Below are 25,986 nucleotides of genomic sequence, written 5' to 3' on the forward strand. Positions count from 1 at the left end.
AATTTTTTTCCCTCAAAAATAATTATCTAACTTTAGCCGTAAAATTAAAATTATGTTTAGCATAAAGTCAAAATTCTTATTAGCAGTAGTATTAATTTCTGGTTACGCTCATTCTCAAGAAGTTGTAAATAAACCGTACTACAATTACCAAACTAAAGAGGATCAATCTAAAAAGTCTGTTTTCGTAAATTCTTTGTTGAAAAAGATGACATTAGACGAAAAGCTAGGTCAACTTAATCTTCCTGGAGCTGGTGATATTACCACGGGACAAGCTCAAAGTTCTGATATCGCAAAGAAAATTCAAGAAGGAAAAGTAGGAGGTCTCTTTAATATTAAAGGAGTAGAAAAAATTAGAGAAGTTCAAAAAATTGCTGTTGAAAAAAGCAGACTGAAAATTCCTTTGCTTTTCGGGATGGATGTAATCCATGGTTATGAAACTAATTTTCCTATTCCTCTTGGTTTAGCTTCTTCTTTTGATACTCAATTAGTGCAGCAATCTGCAAGAGTAGCAGCAAATGAAGCAAGTGCTAGTGGTATTAACTGGACTTTCTCGCCAATGGTAGATATTTCTAGAGATCCAAGATGGGGAAGAGTAGCAGAAGGAGCTGGAGAAGATCCTTATTTAGGTTCTGAGATGGCAAAAGCAATGGTTTTTGGGTATCAAGGAAAAGATTTATCTCTTAATAATACGATAATGGCTTGTGTGAAACATTTCGCATTGTACGGAGCTCCAGAAGCTGGTAGAGATTATAATACAGTAGACATGAGCCATGTAAGAATGTATAATGAATACTTTCCTCCATATAAAGCTGCTGTAGACGCAGGTGTAGGCTCTGTGATGGCTTCTTTTAATGAAGTAGACGGAATTCCTGCAACAGGAAATAAATGGCTTATGACTGAAGTTCTTAGAAATCAATGGAAATTCAAAGGTTTCGTGGTTACAGATTATACCGGTATAAATGAAATGATAGATCACGGAATGGGAGATTTACAGCAAGTTTCGGCTTTGGCAATGAATGCTGGTGTAGATATGGATATGGTAGGCGAAGGTTTTCTTACTACCCTTAAAAAATCTGTACAAGAAGGAAAAGTAAATATCAAACAAATTGATTTAGCGGTAAAAAGAATTCTTGAAGCAAAATACGATTTAGGACTTTTCGATGATCCATATAAATATTGTGATGTAAACAGAACAAAAAATGAAGTTTTCAGTCAGGCTAACAGAGATATTGCCAGAAATATTGCAGCACAGTCAATGGTTTTAATGAAAAATACCAATGAAATTCTTCCTTTAAAATCTCAAAAAAATATCGCTGTAATTGGGCCATTAGCAGACAATGCTGAAAATATGCCAGGAACATGGAGCGTTGCCGCAAAACATAAAGAAGCGATTTCACTTTTAGCAGGTCTTAAAAAGACTTTCGGTAATTCTGTGAATTTTACTTATGCTAAAGGTTCTAATATAGATTATGACGCAACTTTCGAACAAAACGCTGCTCTGTTTGGCAAAAACACTTATAGAGATAGCAGAAGCAAAGAAGAAATGCTTAAAGAGGCTGTAGATATAGCCAATAAAGCAGATGTAATTCTTCTTGCCATTGGTGAAACTGCAGAAATGAGTGGTGAATCTAGTTCTAGAACTAATATTTCTATTCCACAAGCTCAAAAAGATTTATTAAAAGAATTGAAAAAAACAGGCAAGCCAATTGTTTTGGTATTATTTGCAGGTAGAGCAATGGAAATCAATGAGGAAAGCGAATTGGCAGATGCTATTCTTAATGTATGGTTCCCAGGTTCAGAAGCTGGCTTAGCAATTTCTGATGTACTTTTTGGTAAAGTAAATCCTTCAGCTAAATTACCGATGACTTTCCCAAGAAGTGTAGGTCAAGTTCCTATTTTCTACAATCACAAAAACACAGGAAGACCACTTTCTCAATCATCTACTGAAAAATGCCAATTTGATAAATTCCGTTCTAATTATTTAGATGAATGTAACACTCCGCTTTATCCTTTCGGTTACGGTTTAAGTTACACTCAGTTTGCATACAATAATCTAAATGTAAGTTCTAAAAATTTAAAAGGAAACCAAACTTTAAAAGTTTCTGTAGAATTGAAAAATTCTGGAAAATATGATGGTGCAGAAATCGCACAATTATACATCAGAGACATGGTAGGTAGCAATACAAGGCCAGTAAAAGAATTAAAAGGTTTCCAAAAAATATTCTTAAAAGCAGGAGAAGCCAAAACCGTTACCTTTAATGTAACTCCAGAAGATTTAAAATTCTATGATAATAACCTAAAATACGATTGGGAATCTGGTGAATTTGAAATTTTTGTAGGAGGCGATTCTCAAAAGACCGTTTCTCAAAAAATCACTTGGAATAAATAAATCTCAAAATATGAGAGCTTTTATCATCGCATTGTTTTCTGTTGTGTTCTTTTCGGCACAGCAGAAAACTTATTGTAATCCTATTAATATAGATTACGGATATACTCCCATTCCTAATTTTGCAACTCAAGGAAAACATAGAGCAACTGCAGACCCAGTAATTGTTAATTTTAAAGGAAAATACTTCCTTTTTAGTACCAATCAATGGGGATATTGGTGGAGTGAAGACATGTTAAATTGGAATTTTATTTCTAGAAAATTCTTAAAACCCGAAAACGAATTTCCAAACAAGGAAGCTGGTAAAGTAGATCATAAATTAGATGTTAATCATCAAGTTTATGATGAATTATGTGCTCCTGCAGTTTTCGAAATGAATGATGAATTGTACGTAATAGGTTCTACACACGGACCGAATTTTGCTATTTGGAAATCTAAAAATCCTACAAAAGATGAATGGGAAATTGCTGTAGATAATTTTAAAGTGGGAGCATGGGATCCTGCCTTTTTGTATGATAAAGATTTGAAAAAACTCTTCCTTTATTGGGGGTCTAGCAATGAATTTCCACTTCTAGGAACTGAGATTAATACACAAACATTGCAGTCCGAAGGTTACGTAAAACCATTGATGTCTTTGCATCCAGATGATCACGGTTGGGAAAGATTTGGAGAATATAATGACAATACCTTTCTCAAACCATTTATGGAAGGAGCATGGGTAACTAAGCATAATAATAAGTATTATCTGCAATATGGCGCTCCTGGAACTGAGTTTAGCGGTTATGCAGATGGAGTTTATGTCAGCAATAATCCGTTGGAAGGATTTTCTTATCAAAAACACAATCCTTTCTCATATAAACCGGGTGGTTTTGCAAGAGGAGCCGGACATGGTGCTACTTATCAAGATAATTTCGGGCAATATTGGCATGTTTCTACCATGGTCATTAGCCAAAAAAATAATTTTGAAAGAAGAATAGGAATTTGGCCAGCTGGTTTTGATCAAGATGATGTGATGTACAGTAACACAGCTTACGGAGATTATCCTACTTATCTCCCAAATAAAAATGCAGACCATATCAAAGGTTTGTTTACAGGTTGGATGCTACTGAACTACAATAAGCCCGTTAAAGTTTCTTCTACTTTAGGAAGTTTCCAACCCAATTTTGCAGTTGATGAAGATATTAAAACGTATTGGAGTGCTAAAACTGGCGGAGCTAATGAATATATACAAACCGATTTAGGTGAAAAATCTTTAGTGAAGGCTATTCAAATTAATTTTGCTGACCAAGATGCTGAGTTTTTAGGCAAAACTTTAGGAAAATCGCATCAATATAAAATCTACGCTTCTGATGACGAAAAAAATTGGAAATTAGTGGTAGACAAGTCAAATAACACCAAAGATGTACCTCACGATTATATAGAAATAGAAAAACCATTTACCACAAGATATCTTAAAATTCAAAATATTAAAATGCCGACTGGCAAATTTGCCATCAGTGGATTGAGAGTTTTCGGAAACGGAAGTGGTGAAAAGCCTCAAAAAGTAGAAAATTTTGTGGTTCTGAGAAATCCAAAAGAAAAAGCAGGGGAGAGAAGAAGTTCATGGCTAAAATGGAAGCAAAATAACTTAGCAGATGGTTATGTAATTTATTTTGGGAAGTCTCCAGACAAGTTGTACGGAAGCATCATGGTTTATGGTAAAAATGACTACTATTTTACAGGGATGGATGCTGCAGATACTTATTATTTTCAGATTGAAGCCTTCAATAATAATGGAGTTTCTGCAAAAACAGAAATTTCAAAAGTTGACTAATTCGTAAAAAAGAGCCTGTTTAAAAGCTTTGGTTTTGCTTTTTTAATGATTTTTAACATTTTTTTAAAATTTTAATAAAACAAATGTTATGCGTAGAATAAAATTGTACATTTGATTCTGCATTTTGTCACAAAATAAGATAATAAAAATAAATTTTAATTCATTATTGTTATGGTGAAAAACACTGTGAAATTAACAAGTATGATAGCTGCAATTTATTTATTTGCAGGATATCAGGAATTAAGCGCTCAAACAAAAGATTCGCTTAAAGAAAAACAAATAGAAGAGGTAGTGATGATTGGGTATGGAACGGCTAAGAAAAGAGATCTTACCGGTTCTATAGCTAAAGTTGGAGGAGATGTAGTTGCAGATAAACCAAATGCTAACCCAATAAACGCTTTACAAGGTCAAGTTGCGGGTTTATCTGTAGTAAATTCTGGTCAGCCTGGTTCCCAAGCTGATGTTAGAATTAGAGGGACCGTTACAATTAACCAGACTCAGCCTGTGTATATTGTAGATGGAGTTTTTGCCAATAATATTGACTTTTTGAACCCATCAGATATAGAATCTATGGAAGTTCTAAAAGATCCATCATCTCTAGCAATTTTTGGTAATAGAGGTGCTAATGGTGCAATTATTGTGACTACTAAGAGAGCAAAATCAGGAAAAACAACTATTAACCTTAGTTCTTCAATTGGGGTTAAATCTCTAGATAATAGACCTGATTTGGTAGGTGCAGAAGGCTTTAAAACACTTTATAATGAAGATTTAGCTAATCAAGGTCTTCCTGCATATAATTTATTTAATTTATTTAATGCAGATACCAATTGGATTGATACCATTAAAAAAGAGGGTGGAATTATTAACCAAAATAATTTAACTATTTCTAATGGTACTGATAAAAATAAAGTAAGTTTCTCTTTTGGTTATCAAACAGAAGATGGTTCTATTAAATATGAAAAATTTGATAGATTAACCATGAAATTTAATGATGACGTAAAAATTTCAGACAAAGTAAGAGCAGGTTTTGGAATTACAGGATCTTATTCTAAATTACCACAATTGAGAAGTTTTAGCTCAGCGCTTAATGCTACTCCTGTAGTTGCTCCTATAAACTTAACACCTGGAGATTATTTCGGTTTATATAATTCACTTCCTCAGCAAATAGGTGCAGCACAAATAGGAAACCCTTTAGCTGTAGTAGAAGGAATGAGAAATACTCAGTATAATAAAGATTTTCAATTTAACCCGAATGCATATTTTGAATTTGATTTCTTGAAAAACTTTACTTTCCGTTCTAACTATTTTGTAACATATCGTAATGGAACCGGAAGAGGTTATACACCAGTTTTTGATGTTTATGTAGCAGAATCTAATTCTTCTACTCCTTATTCTGGTAATTTACTTACTGGTATTAATCAATTTGAAAATAGAGACGTTACGTTCCAACAAAACCAGTTATTAACTTATAAAAATAAATTTGGGGCACATGATTTAACTTTGATGGCAGGTTTCGAGACTATTAATAGAGAATACTCTAGTATGTCTGGTAGCGCTAAAGGAAGTTTATCTAATCCTCTAGGTCAAATTCCTAATAACCCAAGATTTTGGTATCTGCATTCAGATTTTGTAGATTCTACAACTAAAGTAGTTAATACCAGTGCATACAAACAGAGACAAGCATCTTATTTTGGTAGAATGCTTTATAGCTTTAATAATAAATATATGCTTAATGCTTCTGTGCGTAATGATGGTTCATCTCAGTTAGCTCCAGGAAATAGATTTGACTGGTTCTGGTCTGTAGGTGGTGCTTGGGAAATTTCTAAGGAAAACTTCATGAGTGAGGTACAATTTATCAATTATTTAAAAATTAAAGGTTCTTATGGTGATTTAGGAAACCAATACACTCCATATAGCTATTTTGGATATCCAATATATGTAGAAGGTGGAACAGGTGTATTTAACGGGAATCTATATCCAGCATTCGTAAAAGCATACGAAGAAGCTACTGATTTAAAATGGGAACATTTAAAATCTTATGAATTTGGTTTTGAATCAATGATGATTGGCAGAAAACTATCTTTTGATGCTACTTATTATAATAAAAAAACAGAAGGCTTACTAAACTATGTGATTGGAAACCCTAATTACTTTATGAATGCCGGTTCTATTGAGGCAAAAGGTTTTGAATTTGTTTTAGGATGGAAAGATAGAATTTCACAAGATTTCACGTATTCCATTAATGGTAACTTAACCACTACTGAAACCAAAGTTCTTAATACATTAGAAGATGGTTATAAAGTATTTTATGGTCCAGCTATTTATAAAGAAGGCTTACCAGTAGGTGCTTTCTATGGTTATATTGTAGACGGATTATATCAATCTTATGCAGATATTCTTGGCTCACCAGCTTCTACAATTGGAGATGTTGCGCCTGGAGATTTTAAATACAGAGATGTAAATGGTGATGGTAAAATCACACCAGATGATAGAACTATTATTGGTGATCCAACTCCAGATTTCACTTACGGATTTAGTGTAGGTGCAGATTACAAAGGATTCTTCCTTAATGCAGATTTCTACGGAGTATACGGAAACGAAATTTTTAGAAATTGGGGTAATGGTAATTCATTTGCGCCATTTAACTATCGTGAAGAAAGATTAGACAGATGGACTGGTGCAGGAACCTCTAATTGGGAGCCAAGAAGTTACACCGCATCTGCTTATAACAGAGAAAACTCTACTTATATGATTGAGGATGGTAGCTTCTTCAGAATCAGAAATGTACAGTTAGGTTATAATTTCAATAAAGGTTTAATCGAAGGTTTAGGAATTCAAGCATTAAAAGTTTATTTCAATGTTCAGAATCTTAAAACTTGGGATAATGTGAATGGCTTTACTCCAGAATTTGGTGGTTCAGCTACAGAATTTGGTGTAAATAACAGTGGATATCCAAATCCTAGAATTACAAGTTTCGGTATTAATGTTACATTCTAAAAAATTAAAGTAATGAAAATAAATATAATTAAGAATCTACTTTTAGGTGGAGTTTTATTGATAAGTGCTAGCTCACTTCAAAGTTGTAATGATGATTGGTTAGATTTAAAACCAGAAGGAAGACCAGTAGGAGACGAAGTTCCTTTAGGTGGTTTTGAAGCAAGTGCTTTCGGTTTATATGCGAGTCTAAGAACAGAAGGTGGTGTAAGTGATTTTACTTACGTTTGGACACACTGTATCAGAGCAGATGACAATGAAAAAGGAAGTACAGCATCAGATGCTGCTACAGATGGTAATGTTTTTAATAATTTCGGTTATGTAGCAACTAATGGACACATTAAAAATAATTGGAATGGTCATTATAAAATTATTTATGATGCTAATGAATTAATCAATACAGCAGTAGCTTCTGGAGATACATCAAACGGAACGATGGTAAATATTGCAGAAGCAAAAGCAATTAGAGCATTTTGTTACTTTGAGTTAAGAAGAGATTATGGAGAAGTTCCAATCAATCTTAAAACGATAGACGTTCCTGCAGATGAGGTAGCGCCTAAAAGCACAGTGGCACAAGTAGACGCTCAAATCATAAAAGATTTAACAGAAGCTGCAGAAGTTTTACCAACTCAATGGCCAAGTTCTTACCTAGGTAGAGCAACTAAAGGAATGGCAAATGCACTATTAGCAAAACTTTACCTTTACCAAGGAAATTGGGCTAAAGCGCTTGAATTATCAGAAACAGTAATCAACTCTGGAGTATATCAATTAAATGCTTCTTATGATAATGAGTTTACAAAAGCAGGGAATAACTCTAAAGAATCTGTTTTTGAAATCCAAAAAACTTATGATTATCCAACTAAGTACACCAATAATTTCTACGAATGTCAAGGAGTTAGAGGTTCTGGAACTTGGGATTTAGGTTGGGGCTTTAATGTACCATCTGTAGAATTGGTAGCAGCTTATGAAAATGGAGATTTACGTAAGAAAACTACAATTTTAACTTCAGGAGGTCCAGATATTTATAGCAGTGCAGGATATACATTACCTAGTGTACCTACTGTAGCTCAACAGTATTGGAATGGAAAAGCTTATACTTATCCAGCAGAAAGAATTCAATATGCACAAAACAAAAACCACTGGGAAAATATCAAAATTATACGTTATGCAGATGTAGTTTTAATGGCTGCTGAAGCTGCTAATGAATTAGGACAGTCTGGTAAAGCGGCTAATTATGTAAATATGATCAGAAACAGAGCAGGACTTACAAATACTACTGCAGCAGATCAAGTTACACTAAGAACGGCTATTAAACAAGAACGTAGAATAGAATTCGCAATGGAATTCGAAAGATTCTACGACTTAGTAAGATGGGGAGATGCACCTGCAGTTTTAGGAGCAAAAGGATATACAGATAAAAACAAGTATTTCCCAATTCCTCAAGAAGCTATTGACAAATCTCAAGGAGTTTTAGTTCAAAATCCTAATTATTAATCTTTAAGACTTACAAAAAATGAAAAATAAAATATTCAAAATTTTTGGTGCTCTTTCTATTTCATTTTTGATGTTTTCTTGTCAAAATTTAGATAGACCAGAATTAGGAGATTATCCTAAAGATGCCAATCAACCAGGTGGACCGTTAAAATTTTATGTTGCTTTTGATGGTACTACTAGTAATCCATTAATGAATGCAGTAGACAGTATTAGAGCAAAATTCCCATCTGATAATCCATTAGCTTCAATTGATGGAGCAAAAGGAAAAGCAGCACAAGGTGCAAATTATAAGTATATCAAATATAGCAGTGCAAATGATTTTGCTAAAGAAGCAAAAAGTTTTTCACTATCTGTTTGGGTAAAAAAAGGAGATTTAAAAACAGATCATATTTTCAGTATGCCTGCTGCTTCTTCTTATCACTGGTCTGCAGCATCTATGTTTTTACTTACAGAAGGTTCAGTTGCACAGCCTGTAGTAAAGTTCTTTGTAAAAGATAAAACCAGTGAAAAATGGTTTGAATGGACAGGAGCTAATGCAGTTACAGGTCTGTATGATAATAACTGGCACCACTTAGCATTTGTTTATGATGCAGGTACTTCTAAAATGACGCTTTACAAAGATGGAGTAGCACATGCAAATGCACCAGAGTGGACAGGTCATGGAAATGTAGTTTTAGAGCCTACTAAAATTACAGGATTAAAAATTGGAGCAGGACCACAAGAATTTACTGCACAACAAGTAAGTCAAGGAGCAGATGATTGGTTGAAAAATTCATGGAATGGAGGTATTGACCAATTTAGACTGTATGCTACTGCACTTACTGCTGCCGAAGTAAATACTTTATACACTAAGAAAAAATAATAGATGAAATATAATAATTTCATGAAAATTTTAGCAACTGCCATACTTTTGTGTGGCAGTTGTTCTTCTGAGACTACCTCTGGAACAGAGCCAAATCCACCTACACCTACAGACACTCCCCAAACCTACACAGACCCAGAAATTATAGAAATGGTTCAGAAAGATGCACTTAAATATTTTTGGGATTATGCACAATCTAATTCTAAATTAGCCAGAGAAAGATATCATACCGATAATCCTGGTCAAGATGCTCATGTAGTTTCTACTGGTGGTTCTGGTTTCGGGTTGATGACGATTTTAGTAGGGATTAAAAATGGTTATGTAACGAGAACCGATGCCGTTTCTAGATTATCGACCGCTCTTAATTTCTTACAAAACGCCAATCGTTTTCATGGTGCTTGGGCACATTGGATGGATGAAAATACAGGAAATGTTATTCCTTTCAGCACAAAAGATAATGGAGGAGATTTAGTAGAAACTGCTTTTCTAGCTCAAGGTTTAATCTGTGTAAGAGAATATTTTAAAAATTCGTCAGATGCTACAGAGTTAGCCATTTCAAAAAAAGCAGACGATTTATGGAAAGGAATCGAGTGGAATTGGTATACTCAAGGTCAAAACGTTTTGTATTGGCATTGGTCACCTAATTATAATTTTGAGATGAATCACCAATTGCGAGGTTTTGATGAAACTTTAATCACATATGTTTTAGCGGCAGCTTCACCTAATTATGCTATTGAAAAAACGGTTTACACCGAAGGTTGGGCAAGAAGTGGTGCTATAAAAACATCTGCCTCACAATACGGAATTCCTTTAATAGTAAATCATAACGGAGCAAACGGAACAGTTGGCCCTATGTTTTGGTCAAATTATTCTTTCTTAGGATTAGATCCTAGAGGTTTAAGAGATGACTATGTAAATTATGGAGATGCAGTGGTAAATCATTCCAAAATTATGTATCAGTACTGTGTTACCAATCCTAAAAGTTGGCAAGGATACAATTCTAAAAGTTGGGGTTTAACGGCAAGTTATTCTAGAAATCCCCAAACTGGAGGAGATGATTATGCAGCTCATCAACCGAATAACGACTTAGGAATAATTTCTCCTACAGCAGCTATTTCGGATATGCCTTATACGCCTACAGAAAGTATGAATTTTTTAAGATTTTTATACAATGAAAATTATAAAAAATACATCGGTGTTGCAGGGCCTTATGATGCATATTCTGTACATTACAATTGGGTAACTCCAAGATATTTAGCAATAGACCAAGGAACAATCGCGCCGATGGTAGAAAACCATCGTTCGGCATTTTTATGGCAGTTGTTTATGAATGCTCCAGATGTAAAACAAGGTTTACTGAAATTAGGTTTCCATTCTACTCAATATGGATTCTAAAATTTATTCGAATAGGTTTAATTATTAATAAAAATGAAAAAAATAATCATATTTCTTTTTGCAAGTTTCACTTTGAGTTCTTGTCAGTCTCAAAAAACCGTGACTGAGACCAAGAATACAGAAACTTCAAAATTAACAGACCAACAATTAATGGATAAGGTTCAAAAAGATGCACTCAAATATTTTTGGAACTATGCAGAACCTAATTCATTGCTGGGAAGAGAACGTTATCACGAAGACAATATCTACCCTCAAAATGATAAACATGTAGTTACTACAGGTGGTTCAGGTTTTGGTTTAGCCACCGTTTTGGTAGGAGTAGAAAGAGGCTTTATTCCAAGAGACGAAGCCGTGAAAAGACTCAATACCATGATGGATTTCTTAGCCAAAGCAGATCGTTTTCACGGAGCATGGAGTCATTGGATTAATGGAGAAACCGGAAAAGTAGTTCCTTTTGGCAGAAAAGACAATGGTGGAGATTTAGTAGAAACCGCTTTTCTCACTTCAGGGATTTTAATGGTTCGCGAATATTTTAAAGATGGTAATGCAGAAGAAAAAGCATTGGCTCAAAAATGTGACGAACTTTGGAAAGGAATTGAATGGAATTGGTACACCAAAGGTGGCGAAAAAGTGTTGTATTGGCATTGGTCACCAGAATATCAGTGGGAGATGAATTTCCCATTGCAAGGTTATAATGAATGTCTGATTACCTATATTTTAGCAGCTTCATCGCCTACTCATGCTATAGATGCAGAAACTTATTATCAAGGCTGGACTAGAAACGGAACCTACCTTACAGATAAGTCTAAGTACGGACTTCCGCTTTATGTGAAACACAATTATTCTGAGGAATATGGAGGTCCTTTATTTTGGGCACATTATTCGTACATTGGTTTAGACCCAACTGGTTTAAGTGATAGACTTATCAAAAATTATTTTGATTTGAATAAAAACCAAGTGCTCATTGATTATCAATATTGTGTAGAAAATCCTAAAGATTGGAAAGGATATGGCGAAAATTATTGGGGACTTACCGCAAGTTACACCAGAAATAATGATGGTGGAGTAGGTTATACCGCGCATCAGCCCACTGAAGATAGAGGTGTAATTACGCCAACTGCTGCTTTGAGTAGTTTTCCGTATTCGCCTAAAGAATCGATGAAATTTTTAAGATTTATGTATACGCAGAAACCAGAATTTATTGGTAGTGCAGGTCCTTTTGATGCGACTTCTATTCATTATGATAATTGGTTTACGCCACGTTATTTGGCTATTGACCAAGGAACAATTGCTCCCATGATTGAAAATTATAGAACAGGTTTCCTTTGGAAGTTGTTTATGAACGCACCAGAAATCAAACAAGGGCTTAAAAAATTAGAATTCAAATCAGAGAAGTATAACATTAAATAAATATGAAGATGAAATTCATTTTAAAAATCACGGCGTTACTTGCATTTGGCTTTATCAGTCAAGCAAATGCTCAAGAAATAAAAGCAGAATTCAAGAAAGAAGTGAAAGTAGAAAAAAATATTTCTTACGTTTTTGATTATCCTCAAAACGCTAAAGGAAATGTTCCGCTTATTGTTTTTTTACACGGTTCTGGTGAAAGAGGAACCAATTTAGAAATGGTAAAAGCGCACAGTCCGTTTACCTATAAAAATTTAATGCAGGAACCTGTGGCAATTCTTGCACCGCAATGTCCCGAAAATATGTGGTGGGATACACAAGCCGTGTATTTTTTGATTCAAGAAATCGTGCAGAAATATAAAATAGATGCGTCAAGAATTTATATCACAGGTTTATCTATGGGAGGTTGGGGAACGCTGAAATTGGCAGGAGAACATCCTGAAATGTTTGCAGCAGTAGCTTCTGTTTGTGCGCCTACAGACAGAGTGATGCTAGCCAATATCCACAATTATAAAGACATGAACCTGAAAATTTATCATGGCGGAATGGATGATGTGGTGTTGCCAGAAAACGCGACTAATTTTTGGATGAAAGTTCACCCGATTAATCCAAAAGCAGAACTCATTATCTTCCCGAATGATAATCACAATTCTTGGGATTCTACTTATTCTAACCCAGAATTTTACAAGTGGCTTCTCTCACAGAAAAAGAAATAACAGTTTACAAATAAAAACCCCTCCAAATTTTTGGAGGGGTTTTGTTTTTTTAGACTTGTTAATATTTCTATTCAACTTTTCATATATGGTGAATTATAATCATCTTCTACGCATACATTCCCTCAATCAAAGCATTGAATTTTTCTAGAATAATTTTACGTTTTATTTTTAGTGTTGGGGTAATTTCGCCACGTTCTATGGTAAATTCTTCTGGTAAAAGTTTGAACTTTTTAATTTTTTCAAAACTTGCAAATTCCTTTTGAATATCGTTCACTACTTTTTCAAAAGTTTCTTTAATGAAAGGCGTTTCCAGTAATTTTTTCTTCTCTTCAATATTTAGAGAAAGGTAATTTTTAAATTCCTCGTATTTTTCCATTAAGGTTTCAAAATTCGGAACAATCACTGCAGAAACATAAGGTTTTCCTTCGGCAATTACCATCGCTTGTGCAATGTAAGGATTGCTTTGTAATGGGATTTCTATACTTTGTGGCGCAATATATTTCCCGTTAGAAGTTTTCATTAAATCCTTAATTCTATCGGTAATATATAGATTTCCTTCTTCGTCTATTCTACCAGCATCACCCGTTCTGAAATAACCATCTTCCGTGAAAACTTTAGCTGTTTCTTCTTCGTTTTTGTAGTAACCTTTCATCACTCCTTTATATTTTACCAAGATTTCATCATCTGCTCCTATTTTAATTTCTACACCTGGTAGAGCTTTTCCTACGCTTCCGTACACATAATTTTTCGGAGGAAGTGCAGTAACTGTAGCGGTAGTTTCGGTAAGTCCATATCCCACAATCACTGGTAAACCGATGGCTGCAAAAAATTCTGAAATTTCTTTTTTCAGCATCGCTCCACCACAAGGTAAAAACGAAAGATTTCCGCCCAATTCATTTTTAATTTTTCTGAAAACCAATTTGTCAAAGAAACTAAACTGTAATTGTAAACCAAACGGAACTTTAGCACCAGTTCTTTTTTTATCAGCTACTTTAGCGCCAACTTCCAAAGCTTTTTTGAAAAGTTTTTGTTTCGTAGGGGAAGAAGCTTCTATTTTTTTAACTAAAGTTTGATATACTTTTTCGTAGAATCTTGGTACGGCACACATTGCAGTTGGCTGAACATGTTTCAGCGTGTTCAAGATATTTTTGGGGTCTTCTAAAATGGCAACTTCACCACCTTGAGAAAGTACAAAAAGCGTCCAGCTTCTTTCGAAAATGTGACTTAATGGTAAAAAAGCCAAAGATTTCATATCGTACAAATTGTCGAAACTGAAAAATTCTTTGTGTGCCGCAACTACCGCTTTGAAGCCACCATGTGTAAGCATTACACCTTTCGGGATTCCTGTAGTTCCAGAAGTGTATAGAATGGTTGCCAAATCTTCATCTGAAATATCGATGAGGTTTCTTTCCGTAGCAAAATGCTTGATAAAATCTGGGAAATAAGTAATGTTTTCGGCTTCGTCTTTTATGACATGAGACGTGAAAATATGTAATTTTTTGCTCAAATGTTTCTCGGCACTTTTCAGAATTTCAAGTTGAGGCGTGTCTCCCACCAAAATGTGCTGCATTTCGGTTTGCTTGATGATGTATTCGGTCTGGTCGTAATTATTGGTGGCGTAAATGGGAATGGTAATGGCTCCCAACATTTGCACGGCAACGTCAAAAATAATCCAATCTTTAGAATTTTGAGAAAAAACACCTACACAATCTCCCTTTTTTACGTCTAGAGTATGCAATCCGTTTGCAGTTTGGCAAACCATTGCCCAGAATTTTTTCCAGGTAAGAATCTCTATTTCGTCACCGTTTCTAAAGCTAAGAGCGGTTTTCTGTGGGAATTTTTTGGTGTTTTCTTCTAAAAGCTGAAGTAGGTTTTTCATTGTTTGTTTACTATTTATATTATAACTTCCCAAAATTACGAATTATTGCATGTTTTATGCGTATAAATTGATTTTTAATTTTTAGAGATTTGTTATCTTTGAAGATTATTAAAAAACTATGATTTTTTCATTAAAAGGTATTGTTCAAGAACTTACTCCTACTTATGTGGTGATAGAGGTAAATGGAGTGGGTTATTATGTAGGTATTTCTTTGCAAACATCTCAGCGACTTTCTTTAGGGAAAGAAGTTTTTCTTTTTACACAGCAAATCATCAGAGAAGATGCACATTTGCTTTTCGGGTTTTATACCAAAGAAGAAAAAGAGATGTTTAATCTTCTTATTTCCGTAAACGGAGTGGGTGCAGTTTCTGCGCTTATTCTGCTTTCTTCATTAGATCTTAAAGACATTGCGCAAGCTATTCTCAATAAAAATTCTGCCCTGCTCCAAAAAGTAAAAGGAATTGGTGCTAAAACCGCTGAAAGAATTATCGTAGATTTACGAGATAAGGTAGAAAAATTCGGGGTTTCTACAGAGAACATTTCTGCTTTTGCAGACAATAAAGTGAAAGAAGAATCGTTATCTGCTTTAGAAGTTTTAGGGATTCCTAAAAAGATGAGTGAGAAGATTGCCGATAGAATTTTAAAACAAAATCCAGATTTGCAAACCGAAGAGTTGGTGAAACAAATTCTAAAAACTATATAACACAAGTGAAGAAAACTTTTCCTCTGCATAAAATCTATTTTTCGATTGTATTTTTATGTTTTTCTGCGCTATTTTTTGCGCAGCAAAAGCCTTTAGATACAGCGAATATTTCTATAAGGAAAGATTATGCCTTGCCCAATCCTACAAGGTACGAAGCGTTTTATGATGTAAAAACAGGGATGTATTATCTCTATCCAAAAGTTGGGAATATTGTAACAGGAGCGCCAATTGTTCTTACCCCAAAAGAATATTCTACTTACACACTTAATAATAGCCTCAAAGATTATTATCAGCAAAAAGCTTTCGGTGGAAATCTCTACAAAGAAGATAAAAAAGAAGCCGAAAATAAAGGCTTAATTCAAAGTGTTACCATTAAAAATAAAATTTTTGAAACCATTTTTGGAAGCAATAAAATAGAATTAATCCCAAATGGATTTGCGAGTTTTGATTTAGGAGGTTTGTACCAGAAAATTGAGAATCCATTAATTCTTCCCCAAAACAGAACCAATTTTGCGATTAATATTCAGCAGAGAATTCAGCTAGGTGTTTTAGGAAAGGTTGGAGAAAATCTACAACTCAAAGCCAATTACGATACGCAGTCTGGTTTTGCATTTGAGAATAGAATGAATCTCGTTTGGCAAGCCAAAGGAACCTGGAGAGATTTACAAAATCAAGCCATCAGCGAAGCAAAAAATCCACTGAAAGGAGGCGAAGATAAAATTATAAAAAGAGTAGAATTCGGTAATGTGAACATGCCACTTTCTACCAATTTAATCAGAGGTTCTGAATCTCTTTTTGGTTTGAAAACCGAATTTCAATTAGGAAAAACGTACGGAACTTTGGTGTTTTCTCAGCAACAAGGTGAAGCCAGAAATATTGTAGTTCAAGGAGGTGGCGTAATGCAAACCTTCAAAATAAATGCCTATGATTACGAAGATAATCAGCACTATTTCTTAGGTCAATATTTCTTAAATAATTATGACAATGCTTTAGCCAATTATCCTTTAATCAATTCTAGAATTTCGATTACTCGATTAGAACTTTGGGTTTTAGACCAAGGTTCTGGTAATTTGCAAGAGCAGAAAAGTATTCTCGGGATTAGAGATTTAGGAGAAGGAGGAAGTTTCCCGGACAATTCTAATTTAGGTGTTTATAATGCCGTAGCCAATCTTGGCGGAATAAGAGATGTAAACCAAACCTACAATTCAATTAACAATCAATCACTTCCGAATACTACAGGCGACCCAAGCTATAAAGATGGAGAACATTTTATCTTTAACCGAAAAGCAAAAAGATTAAATCCTGCTGAATATACCTTTAATCCACAAGTGGGTTATATTTCTTTGAATCAAAGATTAAATGACAATCAACTTTTGGCAGCGTCTTTCTCTTATACCGTTTCTGGTGACAGCAAAGTCTATAAAGTAGGGGAATTTTCCGAAGAAAGTCCAGTAGTGATTACCAAATTACTGAAACCGAACGTTTCCGTAAAAACTACTTCACCGATGTGGAATTTAATGATGAAAAACGTTTATTCATTAAATGCCAATCAAATTGACTCACAAAATTTCTTGTTAAATGTTTTATATCGTGATAATGACAGTGGGGGAAAAGTAAATTATCTACCAGGAACACCTGTTGCAGACCAAAATTTATTGAAATTACTGAATTGGGATAGACTGAATGTGAATAACGATATTCAGAACAATACGAATGGGCAACAAGGAGATGGTTTATTTGACTTTGTACAGGGAATTACGGTAGATGCACAAAACGGTAGAGTAATGTTTACCAAAGCTCAACCTTTTGGTAGCTACTTAGAATCTGTTTTAGGAAGCAATGATCCGAAATTTGTTTTCAATGAACTGTATACCCAACAAAAACAAGTCGCTTCTGAAAATAATTTAGCGCTTAGATATACCATCGAAGGTAGATATAAAGGTTCGCAGGGAACAGGAATTTCTCTGGGAGCGATAAATGTTCCGCGTGGTTCTGTAAAAGTAACTGCAAATGGAGTAGTACTTACAGAAGGCGTAGATTACACGGTAGATTATATGTTGGGCCAAGTTACCATTATCAATGAAATGGTAAAACAATCTGGTCAAGCTATCAACGTGAGTTTAGAAAACCAATTAACCTTCAACACACAGAGAAAAAGATTTTTAGGATTAAATCTCGAGAGAAAATTTAACGAAAATCTTACCATTGGTGCAACTGTGGTGAATTATTCAGAAACACCATTGACCCAAAAAGTACAAACAGGTTTCGAAGCGGTGAATAACACGATGGCTGGTTTTAATTTAATGTATAATAACCAATCACAGTTTTTAACCAGACTTACAGATAAAATTCCGTTTATCAATACAGAAGCACCGTCTAATATTAATTTGAAATTAGAAGGAGCATATCTTATCCCAGGTCAAAATAAAGGAATCAATGATGAATCTTACATTGATGATTTTGAACAAACCACTTCTAAAATTTCATTAAAAGAACCTGCGGTTTGGAGTTTAGCGTCTAAACCAGAAATTGGTTTCGGAAGTTCTAATAATAATGACTTGACCAATGGATATGGAAGAGGTTTACTCTCTTGGTACAATATAGACCCTAGGTTCTATGGAGTTGGAGGAAAAGCACCGAATGGAATTAATGCTGAAGCACTTTCTAATCACGCTTCCAGAAGAGTTCAAATGATAGAACTTTTTAACAATAGAGATTTTGTAGCGGGTGAACAAACGTTCACCAATACTTTTGATATTACTTATTATCCTAAAGAAAGAGGTCCGTATAACTTAAATCAAAATGCAGAAATCCCATCACAGAGATGGGCTGGTTTAATGAGACCGATTACGGTTTCTAACTTCAGAAGTTCGAATATAGAATATGTGGAATTTTGGATGATGGATCCTTATGCAGACGGTAAATATTTAGGAACTGCTCCTAAATTAATGTTGCAATTAGGAAACGTTTCAGAAGATATTCTGAAAGATGGCAAACTACAATATGAAAATGGATTGCCTACACCAAAAACTCCAGCGAAAACTTCTTCTACCAATTGGGGAACTCAGCCAGACCAATTCCCAGTTTTATATGCTTTTGGTACAGAAAACGAAGAAAGAACAGCTCAGGATGTAGGTTTTGATGGTTTAGATAATGTAGCGGAAGCTACTGCTTTTAATACCAATTTCATTAATCCAGTAAAAAACGAGCCAGACCCAGCTGCAGATGATTTTGTATTTTACCTTTCAAGTCAGTTTCAGGGTGCGTTAGCTTCATCTATGATTGAGCGTTATAAATATTTTAGAAACCCAGATGGAAACTCTCAGTCTAATTCTTTAGAAGTCTCTTCTCAAACTCCTGATGCAGAAGATGTAAATAAAGATTATAATCTAGACCAAAGCGAAAATTACAATCAGTATGATATTAATTTAGCACAAAGCGAATTGGTTTTAGGAAGAAATAATATTGTAGATGTAAAAGAAGTAGAAGTTAAATTCCAAAACGGACAAACTTCTAAAAATAAATGGTTCTTATTCAGAATTCCAGTTGCCAATTATAATTCTTCTACCGAAACTTCTGGTGCAGACCAAATTTTAAATAATGTGAGATTTGCCAGAATGATGCTTACTGGTTTTGATGAAACCGCTACCATAAGATTCGGAACTTTAGACCTGGTAAGAAGTGAATGGAGAAAATATGGTAAACAGATTTATGCAAATAGTGTAAATACTACTTCTGAAGGAACAGGTATTTCAGATAACTCTAAATTTGATGTAGGAAGCGTAAATCTAGAAGAAAATGCTTTGGGAACTCCACCTTATGTGTTGCCTCCAGGAATTGAGAGACAGGTTCTCAGCGGAAACGCAGGCGCACAAAGACAAAACGAAGCTTCTCTTTATATGAAAACTACTTTGCCTAAAAATGAAGCGAGAGGGGTTTTCAAAAATATCGCTTTGGATATGAGAAGATTCCAGAATCTAGAGTTGTTTGTACACGCAGAAGATTTAATTAATAAAACTTCAAATCTAGATAAAAACGCAAAATTCTTCATCAGGTTCGGTAGTGATGCTACAGATAACTACTATGAATATGAAGCTTCGCTAAAATATACCGCTCCGAATGCAACTTCTCCGCTTGATATTTGGCCGAACGAAAATACGGTGAGATTAGCCATTCAAAATTTTGTAGATTTAAAAATCTTGAGAGATAAGAACTCTGCTGTTACTACAGAACGATTTACATCTGCTGATTTTGGAGATGAAGATAAAAGTTTCTATGTAAAAGGTAGACCTAGTTTAGGAAACATTACCACTATGATGATTGGGGTAAGGAATAATGATGCAGTAGATAAAAACCTTATTCTTTGGGTTAATGAAATCAGACTTTCGGGTATAGAAAATAAAGGTGGTTATGCTGGAAATGCGAATCTTAACTTTAATTTAGGAGATTTTGCTACGGTAAATGCAAGTGGAGCATATTCTACCATTGGATTTGGTTTTATTAACCAAAAACCTGTAGAACGTTCACAAACCACTAACTCAGCCTTTGGTATCAATACGATGGTGAATGTAGATAAATTCTTACCAGAAAAATTAGGACTTAAAATTCCTGTGAATTATTCTTATTCTCAAACCATAGAAGATCCTAAGTACAATCCACTGAATGATGATGTAGAATTTAGCAAGGATCCAAAGAAAGACGAACTGAAAAAAGTAGCAAGAACGTATACGCAGCAAAGAAGTATTGGGGTACTCAATATGAGAAAGGATAGAATGAATCCTAATAAAAAACCAAAATTCTATGATGTAGAAAACCTATCCATCTCTCTAATGTATAATGATGACAAGTATAGAGATGTATACACCAAAGATAATTACAGACAATATTTAAGAGGAAATATAGATTACAGTTTTAATTTTAAACCTTGGAATCTTAAGCCATTTAATAAAATTATAAGTGATACCGCCAAATCTTATCCTTATCTGAAATGGGCAAAAGAAATTAATTTTAATTTAGTTCCTACCAAAGTTTCTTTCAGAACAGAGTTAGATAGAAATTATAATGAATTAGAATTTAGAAATATTGATGCGCTACTTAACGGGAATTCTTCAGCGGATTTTGATGTGATTAAAAACCGAAACTTCTTCTTCGGATGGCAATATAACGTAGGATTTAATTTAACCAAATCCCTCAAATTAGATATTTCATCTGCTACCAGAACGATTAATGACCAGCTAGATATTCAAACCTTTGACAGAAGTTCTATTTTCCAAAATGTTTTCCAAAAAGGAAGACCGGTTCTTTATAACCATAGAATTCAGTTGAGTTACAGATTCCCATTCGAAAATTTACCATATTTAGACTTTGTAAATACAGAAATTGGTTACGGCGTACAATACAATTGGAGTGCTCGTTCTACAGCAATGGTAGATACTAATGGAGTAAAACTGGGGAACTTGGCACAGAATACCAATAATATTAATGTATCGGGAGGTGCAGATTTTAATAGTTTCTTCAATAAGTTTAAGTATTTTAGAAAAGTTAATGATAAAATGAATGCCAGAAAATCCGAAATAGATTCTCTGAATAATGTCTATACTCAGAATTTTTTGAAAAAAGGAAGGCGAAATGCGTTCAAATCCTATACTTTTAAAAATAAATTGACACCTACTCAAGCTTTTGCTTATGCATTAACGGCGATAAAACAATTAGATTTTAATTATACTGAAAATAACGGAACCGTTTTACCGGGATTATTATCTTCTCCTAATTTCTATGGATACGGAAAAGGAATTGGCGGGCCAACTTTTGGATTCTTATTAGGTTCTCAAGCAGACATCAGAAGATATGTCATAGAAAACAGTTGGATTTCTTCTTCACAATACATGACGGAAGCATATTCTCAGATGACTACTAGAAATCTTACAGGAAATATTCAGATTCAGCCTATCAATGATTTTAGAATAGATGTGAGTTTTACTAAAAATTACATGAAGAATTTAATGCATGGTAATTTTAATGTAGATGCTATTAGCAGTACGCCTCAGTTTGATTTTTCATTCGCTAGTGAAATGATTACGTTTACCAATTCTAATATTCTCTTGAAAACAAGTTTTGGAAGCAATAATATTTACGAAAAAATCATTGATAACGCTAAGGCGATTTCTCAATTGTATGGAACACCACAAGCTGATGGTTATGCAGAACATTACAGCAAAGCCAATGCTTATGTTTTGATTCCAGCTTTCCAAGCAGCCATTGAAGGAAAATCTCCAACTAGAAATAACAATTTAGAAAAATCTAAATTCCCAATGCCAAATTGGAGAATTACCTATTCAGGAATTAAAAACATACCTTTTATTAATAGTCAGTTTGCTAAGTTTGATATTCTTCATGCTTACACATCTACTTATACCGCAACTGGAATTCAGAAAAGTGTAGACTATTATAATAAGAATGTAAATCCTGGAGCGCCTCAATATGATATCAATAATGATGTGTACAATCCATATACATTTAATACAATAGGCTATGTAGAAGACTTCTCTCCACTTTTAGGAGCAGATGTTACCATGAGAAACAATATGCAGTTCCGTTTACAATATAATAAGAACAGAATGTATACACTCGGTTTGGTAAATCATACCTTGACCGAAGATTTAGGCTCTGAATATGTTTTTGGTTTTGGATATATTTTAAAAGATTTAAAAATCAAAGTCAGATATCAAGGAAAAGAAAAAAATCTGAAAAGTGATTTAAATGTAAGAGCGGATTTTTCACTAAGAGATAATCAAACCAGAATCACCAATATATTATTAGATGACTCACAGATTACCGGAGGTCAAAGATTAATGAGCGTAAAAGTTTCGGCAGATTATAACATCTCTCAAAACTTTAATTTAAGATTCTTCTATGATCAATTAATGACCAAGTATAAAATTTCTACAGCATTTCCACTTTCTACAGTTAGAGCTGGTATTACCGCTACCTTTAATTTTGGAGGAGGTCAAGGTTTCTAAATACACGTATAATATATATAGTATATAATATAGAATAGAATCAAATTTATTTGGTTCTATTTTTTTTAGAAAAAACTTTTTTGCAACCTCCATATAATTTCATTAATTTTGGGAAAAATAAATTTAGAAATGAACACACCATCAGAATTAAAGTACACCAAAGATCACGAATGGGTTAAACTAGAAGGAAACGTAGCTACGGTAGGAATCACCGATTTTGCACAAAGCGAATTAGGAGACATCGTTTTTGTAGATGTAGATACAGTAGATGATGATTTGAATGCAGGAGAAGTATTCGGTAGCGTAGAAGCAGTAAAGACCGTTTCAGATTTATATTTACCAGTTTCAGGTAAAGTAATAGAGTTTAATGAAGAATTAGAAGGCGAACCAGAATTGGTAAACACAGATCCATACGGAAAAGGATGGATTGTAAAAGTAGAACTTTCAGAAGGTGCAGACCAATCAGAATTACTAACTGCAGAACAGTACCAAGAACTCATTGGATAAAATAACTCACATATTTAGATATTACGTATTGCCCATTTATTGGGCAATACTTACATATATGCTCCTCAAACCGGGAGTAGAAAACAAAGAATATTGGTTCATGTTCTCAGGAGTTGATAAAATACTACACATATCAATATTTGCCCTATTAGGATTTGTTTTTAGAATATCTTTTCCCAGAATGCTATTTTTTACATTTTTCTTTATCATGTTTATATATGGATTAGGCACAGAAATATTACAAAGAGAAATGCATTTAGGAAGAAGTATGGAATTTTTAGACCTTATTGCAGATTCATTAGGAGTATTAATAGGATATGTTACCTATCAAAAAATTAAAAACTATTACTTCTGAACTACTATAATCCCCAATTCTACTTAGAGTTTATACCTTATACCATAATAAACAAAGCGTATTTACTTATTGTGGATAACTTTGAAAACACATGTAAGTTATTTATTTTCAGAATGATGTTTTCCCCAATTTAAACAGCTGTATAAATTTTTTCAGAAAACATTTGCATCGTATTGGTTTATCGTTATACTTTTGCATCACCAAAATAACGGTAGAGCAGAAGCTAATTAAGAAAAAGAGACGAAATAAAAACTTAAAAATATTTCAAAAAATATTTGGAAGTTAAGAAAAAAGTCTTACCTTTGCAGTCCCTTAAATGAGGGAGCGCAGAAGAGTAGAGGTTTTTTTTGAAAGAGATAGATTAAGTTAAACTAACTAATAAAATAGTGCGACTGACGGTCTCGAAAAAAAATAAAAATTTTTTCAAAAAAAGTTTTGTCAATTAAAAAATAATTTATACTTTTGCACTCGCAAATCAGAAACGAAAGATGACAGAAAAGCTTTCTGAGGCGCGAAAGAAAAAGAGATCTTTGAAATACAATATAACAACCAAGTAAAAAAAATAAACCAAAGCGAAGTCAACTTTGAGTGAGTCAGACAAACATACAATGGAGAGTTTGATCCTGGCTCAGGATGAACGCTAGCGGGAGGCCTAACACATGCAAGCCGAGCGGTAGAGTTTCTTCGGAAACTTGAGAGCGGCGTACGGGTGCGGAACACGTGTGCAACCTACCTTTATCTGGAGGATAGCCTTTCGAAAGGAAGATTAATACTCCATAATATATTGATTGGCATCAATTAATATTGAAAGCTCCGGCGGATAGAGATGGGCACGCGCAAGATTAGCTAGTTGGTGAGGTAACGGCTCACCAAGGCGATGATCTTTAGGGGGCCTGAGAGGGTGATCCCCCACACTGGTACTGAGACACGGACCAGACTCCTACGGGAGGCAGCAGTGAGGAATATTGGTCAATGGGTGAAAGCCTGAACCAGCCATCCCGCGTGAAGGACGACTGCCCTATGGGTTGTAAACTTCTTTTGTATAGGGATAAACCTACCTTCGTGAGGGTAGCTGAAGGTACTATACGAATAAGCACCGGCTAACTCCGTGCCAGCAGCCGCGGTAATACGGAGGGTGCAAGCGTTATCCGGATTTATTGGGTTTAAAGGGTCCGTAGGCGGACTTATAAGTCAGTGGTGAAAGCCTGTCGCTTAACGATAGAACTGCCATTGATACTGTAAGTCTTGAGTATATTTGAGGTAGCTGGAATAAGTAGTGTAGCGGTGAAATGCATAGATATTACTTAGAACACCAATTGCGAAGGCAGGTTACCAAGATATAACTGACGCTGAGGGACGAAAGCGTGGGGAGCGAACAGGATTAGATACCCTGGTAGTCCACGCCGTAAACGATGCTAACTCGTTTTTGGGGCGCAAGCTTCAGAGACCAAGCGAAAGTGATAAGTTAGCCACCTGGGGAGTACGCTCGCAAGAGTGAAACTCAAAGGAATTGACGGGGGCCCGCACAAGCGGTGGATTATGTGGTTTAATTCGATGATACGCGAGGAACCTTACCAAGACTTAAATGGGAATTGACAGCTTTAGAAATAGAGCTTTCTTCGGACAATTTTCAAGGTGCTGCATGGTTGTCGTCAGCTCGTGCCGTGAGGTGTTAGGTTAAGTCCTGCAACGAGCGCAACCCCTGTCACTAGTTGCCATCATTCAGTTGGGGACTCTAGTGAGACTGCCTACGCAAGTAGAGAGGAAGGTGGGGATGACGTCAAATCATCACGGCCCTTACGTCTTGGGCCACACACGTAATACAATGGCCGGTACAGAGGGCAGCTACACAGCGATGTGATGCAAATCTCGAAAGCCGGTCTCAGTTCGGATTGGAGTCTGCAACTCGACTCTATGAAGCTGGAATCGCTAGTAATCGCGCATCAGCCATGGCGCGGTGAATACGTTCCCGGGCCTTGTACACACCGCCCGTCAAGCCATGGAAGCTGGGGGTACCTGAAGTCGGTGACCGTAATAGGAGCTGCCTAGGGTAAAACTAGTAACTAGGGCTAAGTCGTAACAAGGTAGCCGTACCGGAAGGTGCGGCTGGAACATCTCATTTTAGAGCGTCTTTAGACGTAAAACAAAATTAAAATAAGAACTTACTCAGTTCGCTTTGGTTTTTTACTGGTTGATATATAAAAATATACCCCTAATCATTAGTAAGAGGGAAGAGATTTAAAGTCTCGTAGCTCAGCTGGTTAGAGCGCTACACTGATAATGTAGAGGTCGGCAGTTCGAGCCTGCCCGAGACTACTAAAGAATTAGAGGGGAATTAGCTCAGCTGGCTAGAGCGCCTGCCTTGCACGCAGGAGGTCAAGGGTTCGACTCCCTTATTCTCCACAGTTTTAGAGGTCTAATTTAAAAGTGACGAATAGAGCCAAAAACAATATTTG

13 protein-coding genes, 2 tRNA genes and 1 rRNA gene are annotated in these 25,986 nt (G+C 34.9%); 15 read left to right on the top strand and 1 reads right to left on the bottom strand.

Annotation, left to right across the window (positions count from 1 at the left end; translation table 11 throughout):
- Positions 1 to 52 precede the first annotated feature (52 nt).
- The 8 genes from bglX to N7277_RS05135 all read left to right on the top strand — a co-directional run bounded on the left by bglX (position 53) and on the right by N7277_RS05135 (position 13,067).
- Positions 53 to 2,389: a beta-glucosidase BglX gene (gene bglX / locus N7277_RS05100; RefSeq protein ID WP_274780633.1), complete on the top strand. Its 2,337-nt coding sequence runs from the start codon at positions 53 to 55 to the stop codon at positions 2,387 to 2,389.
- A 10-nt stretch (positions 2,390 to 2,399) separates the two neighbouring features.
- Positions 2,400 to 4,199, top strand: a complete 1,800-nt coding sequence (locus N7277_RS05105; RefSeq protein WP_274780634.1) for a discoidin domain-containing protein — start codon at positions 2,400 to 2,402, stop codon at positions 4,197 to 4,199.
- 201 nt (positions 4,200 to 4,400) lie between these two features.
- The gene (locus N7277_RS05110) at positions 4,401 to 7,196 is read left to right on the top strand and encodes a SusC/RagA family TonB-linked outer membrane protein (protein WP_274780635.1); all 2,796 of its coding nucleotides are present in this window, start codon (positions 4,401 to 4,403) and stop codon (positions 7,194 to 7,196) included.
- 12 nt (positions 7,197 to 7,208) lie between these two features.
- The gene (locus N7277_RS05115) at positions 7,209 to 8,687 is read left to right on the top strand and encodes a RagB/SusD family nutrient uptake outer membrane protein (protein WP_274780636.1); all 1,479 of its coding nucleotides are present in this window, start codon (positions 7,209 to 7,211) and stop codon (positions 8,685 to 8,687) included.
- 19 nt (positions 8,688 to 8,706) lie between these two features.
- Positions 8,707 to 9,549 (top strand): LamG domain-containing protein, encoded by an 843-nt coding sequence (locus N7277_RS05120; protein WP_274780637.1) that lies wholly within the window; start codon positions 8,707 to 8,709, stop codon positions 9,547 to 9,549.
- A gap of 21 nt (positions 9,550 to 9,570) precedes the next feature.
- Complete coding sequence (locus tag N7277_RS05125; protein ID WP_274780638.1) at positions 9,571 to 10,944, top strand: glucoamylase family protein; 1,374 nt, start codon at positions 9,571 to 9,573, stop codon at positions 10,942 to 10,944.
- Between the two features lie 33 nt (positions 10,945 to 10,977).
- Positions 10,978 to 12,354: a glucoamylase family protein gene (locus N7277_RS05130; RefSeq protein WP_274780639.1), complete on the top strand. Its 1,377-nt coding sequence runs from the start codon at positions 10,978 to 10,980 to the stop codon at positions 12,352 to 12,354.
- 8 nt (positions 12,355 to 12,362) lie between these two features.
- Entirely contained in the window at positions 12,363 to 13,067 is a 705-nt protein-coding gene (locus N7277_RS05135) for a carboxylesterase family protein (RefSeq protein WP_274780640.1), read from the top strand.
- 106 nt (positions 13,068 to 13,173) lie between these two features.
- On the opposite strand, the gene N7277_RS05140 is transcribed toward N7277_RS05135, so the two are convergent.
- The gene (locus N7277_RS05140; protein ID WP_274780641.1) at positions 13,174 to 14,946 is read right to left on the bottom strand and encodes an AMP-dependent synthetase/ligase; all 1,773 of its coding nucleotides are present in this window, start codon (positions 14,944 to 14,946) and stop codon (positions 13,174 to 13,176) included.
- Between the two features lie 118 nt (positions 14,947 to 15,064).
- On the opposite strand from N7277_RS05140, the gene ruvA reads away from it, so the two are divergent.
- The 7 genes from ruvA (at position 15,065) to N7277_RS05175 (ending at position 25,933) form a co-directional block, all read left to right on the top strand.
- Entirely contained in the window at positions 15,065 to 15,649 is a 585-nt protein-coding gene (gene ruvA, locus N7277_RS05145) for a Holliday junction branch migration protein RuvA (RefSeq protein ID WP_274780642.1), read from the top strand.
- 5 nt (positions 15,650 to 15,654) lie between these two features.
- Positions 15,655 to 22,668: a T9SS outer membrane translocon Sov/SprA gene (gene sov, locus N7277_RS05150; protein WP_274780643.1), complete on the top strand. Its 7,014-nt coding sequence runs from the start codon at positions 15,655 to 15,657 to the stop codon at positions 22,666 to 22,668.
- Positions 22,669 to 22,797: 129 nt separating this feature from the next.
- Entirely contained in the window at positions 22,798 to 23,175 is a 378-nt protein-coding gene (gene gcvH, locus N7277_RS05155) for a glycine cleavage system protein GcvH (RefSeq protein ID WP_104793984.1), read from the top strand.
- A 58-nt stretch (positions 23,176 to 23,233) separates the two neighbouring features.
- Positions 23,234 to 23,530: a VanZ family protein gene (locus N7277_RS05160; RefSeq protein ID WP_342455294.1), complete on the top strand. Its 297-nt coding sequence runs from the start codon at positions 23,234 to 23,236 to the stop codon at positions 23,528 to 23,530.
- A gap of 605 nt (positions 23,531 to 24,135) precedes the next feature.
- A 16S ribosomal RNA gene (locus tag N7277_RS05165) occupies positions 24,136 to 25,652 on the top strand.
- Between the two features lie 120 nt (positions 25,653 to 25,772).
- Positions 25,773 to 25,846: transfer RNA gene (locus N7277_RS05170), tRNA-Ile, on the top strand.
- A 13-nt stretch (positions 25,847 to 25,859) separates the two neighbouring features.
- Positions 25,860 to 25,933, top strand: a tRNA-Ala gene (locus tag N7277_RS05175).
- Positions 25,934 to 25,986 lie beyond the last annotated feature (53 nt).

Source organism: Cloacibacterium sp. TD35 (genome assembly GCF_028864635.1).
Lineage (GTDB): Bacteria > Bacteroidota > Bacteroidia > Flavobacteriales > Weeksellaceae > Cloacibacterium.

Bases quoted from the DNA above. Each gene is read 5' to 3' on its own strand.
- bglX (WP_274780633.1), top strand. From the start codon at position 53: ATGTTTAGCATAAAGTCAAAATTCTTATTAGCAGTAGTATTAATTTCT.
- N7277_RS05105 (WP_274780634.1), top strand. From the start codon at position 2,400: ATGAGAGCTTTTATCATCGCATTGTTTTCTGTTGTGTTCTTTTCGGCA.
- N7277_RS05110 (WP_274780635.1), top strand. From the start codon at position 4,401: ATGATAGCTGCAATTTATTTATTTGCAGGATATCAGGAATTAAGCGCT.
- N7277_RS05115 (WP_274780636.1), top strand. From the start codon at position 7,209: ATGAAAATAAATATAATTAAGAATCTACTTTTAGGTGGAGTTTTATTG.
- N7277_RS05120 (WP_274780637.1), top strand. From the start codon at position 8,707: ATGAAAAATAAAATATTCAAAATTTTTGGTGCTCTTTCTATTTCATTT.
- N7277_RS05125 (WP_274780638.1), top strand. From the start codon at position 9,571: ATGAAAATTTTAGCAACTGCCATACTTTTGTGTGGCAGTTGTTCTTCT.
- N7277_RS05130 (WP_274780639.1), top strand. From the start codon at position 10,978: ATGAAAAAAATAATCATATTTCTTTTTGCAAGTTTCACTTTGAGTTCT.
- N7277_RS05135 (WP_274780640.1), top strand. From the start codon at position 12,363: ATGAAATTCATTTTAAAAATCACGGCGTTACTTGCATTTGGCTTTATC.
- N7277_RS05140 (WP_274780641.1), bottom strand. From the start codon at position 14,946: ATGAAAAACCTACTTCAGCTTTTAGAAGAAAACACCAAAAAATTCCCA.
- ruvA (WP_274780642.1), top strand. From the start codon at position 15,065: ATGATTTTTTCATTAAAAGGTATTGTTCAAGAACTTACTCCTACTTAT.
- gcvH (WP_104793984.1), top strand. From the start codon at position 22,798: ATGAACACACCATCAGAATTAAAGTACACCAAAGATCACGAATGGGTT.
- N7277_RS05160 (WP_342455294.1), top strand. From the start codon at position 23,234: ATGCTCCTCAAACCGGGAGTAGAAAACAAAGAATATTGGTTCATGTTC.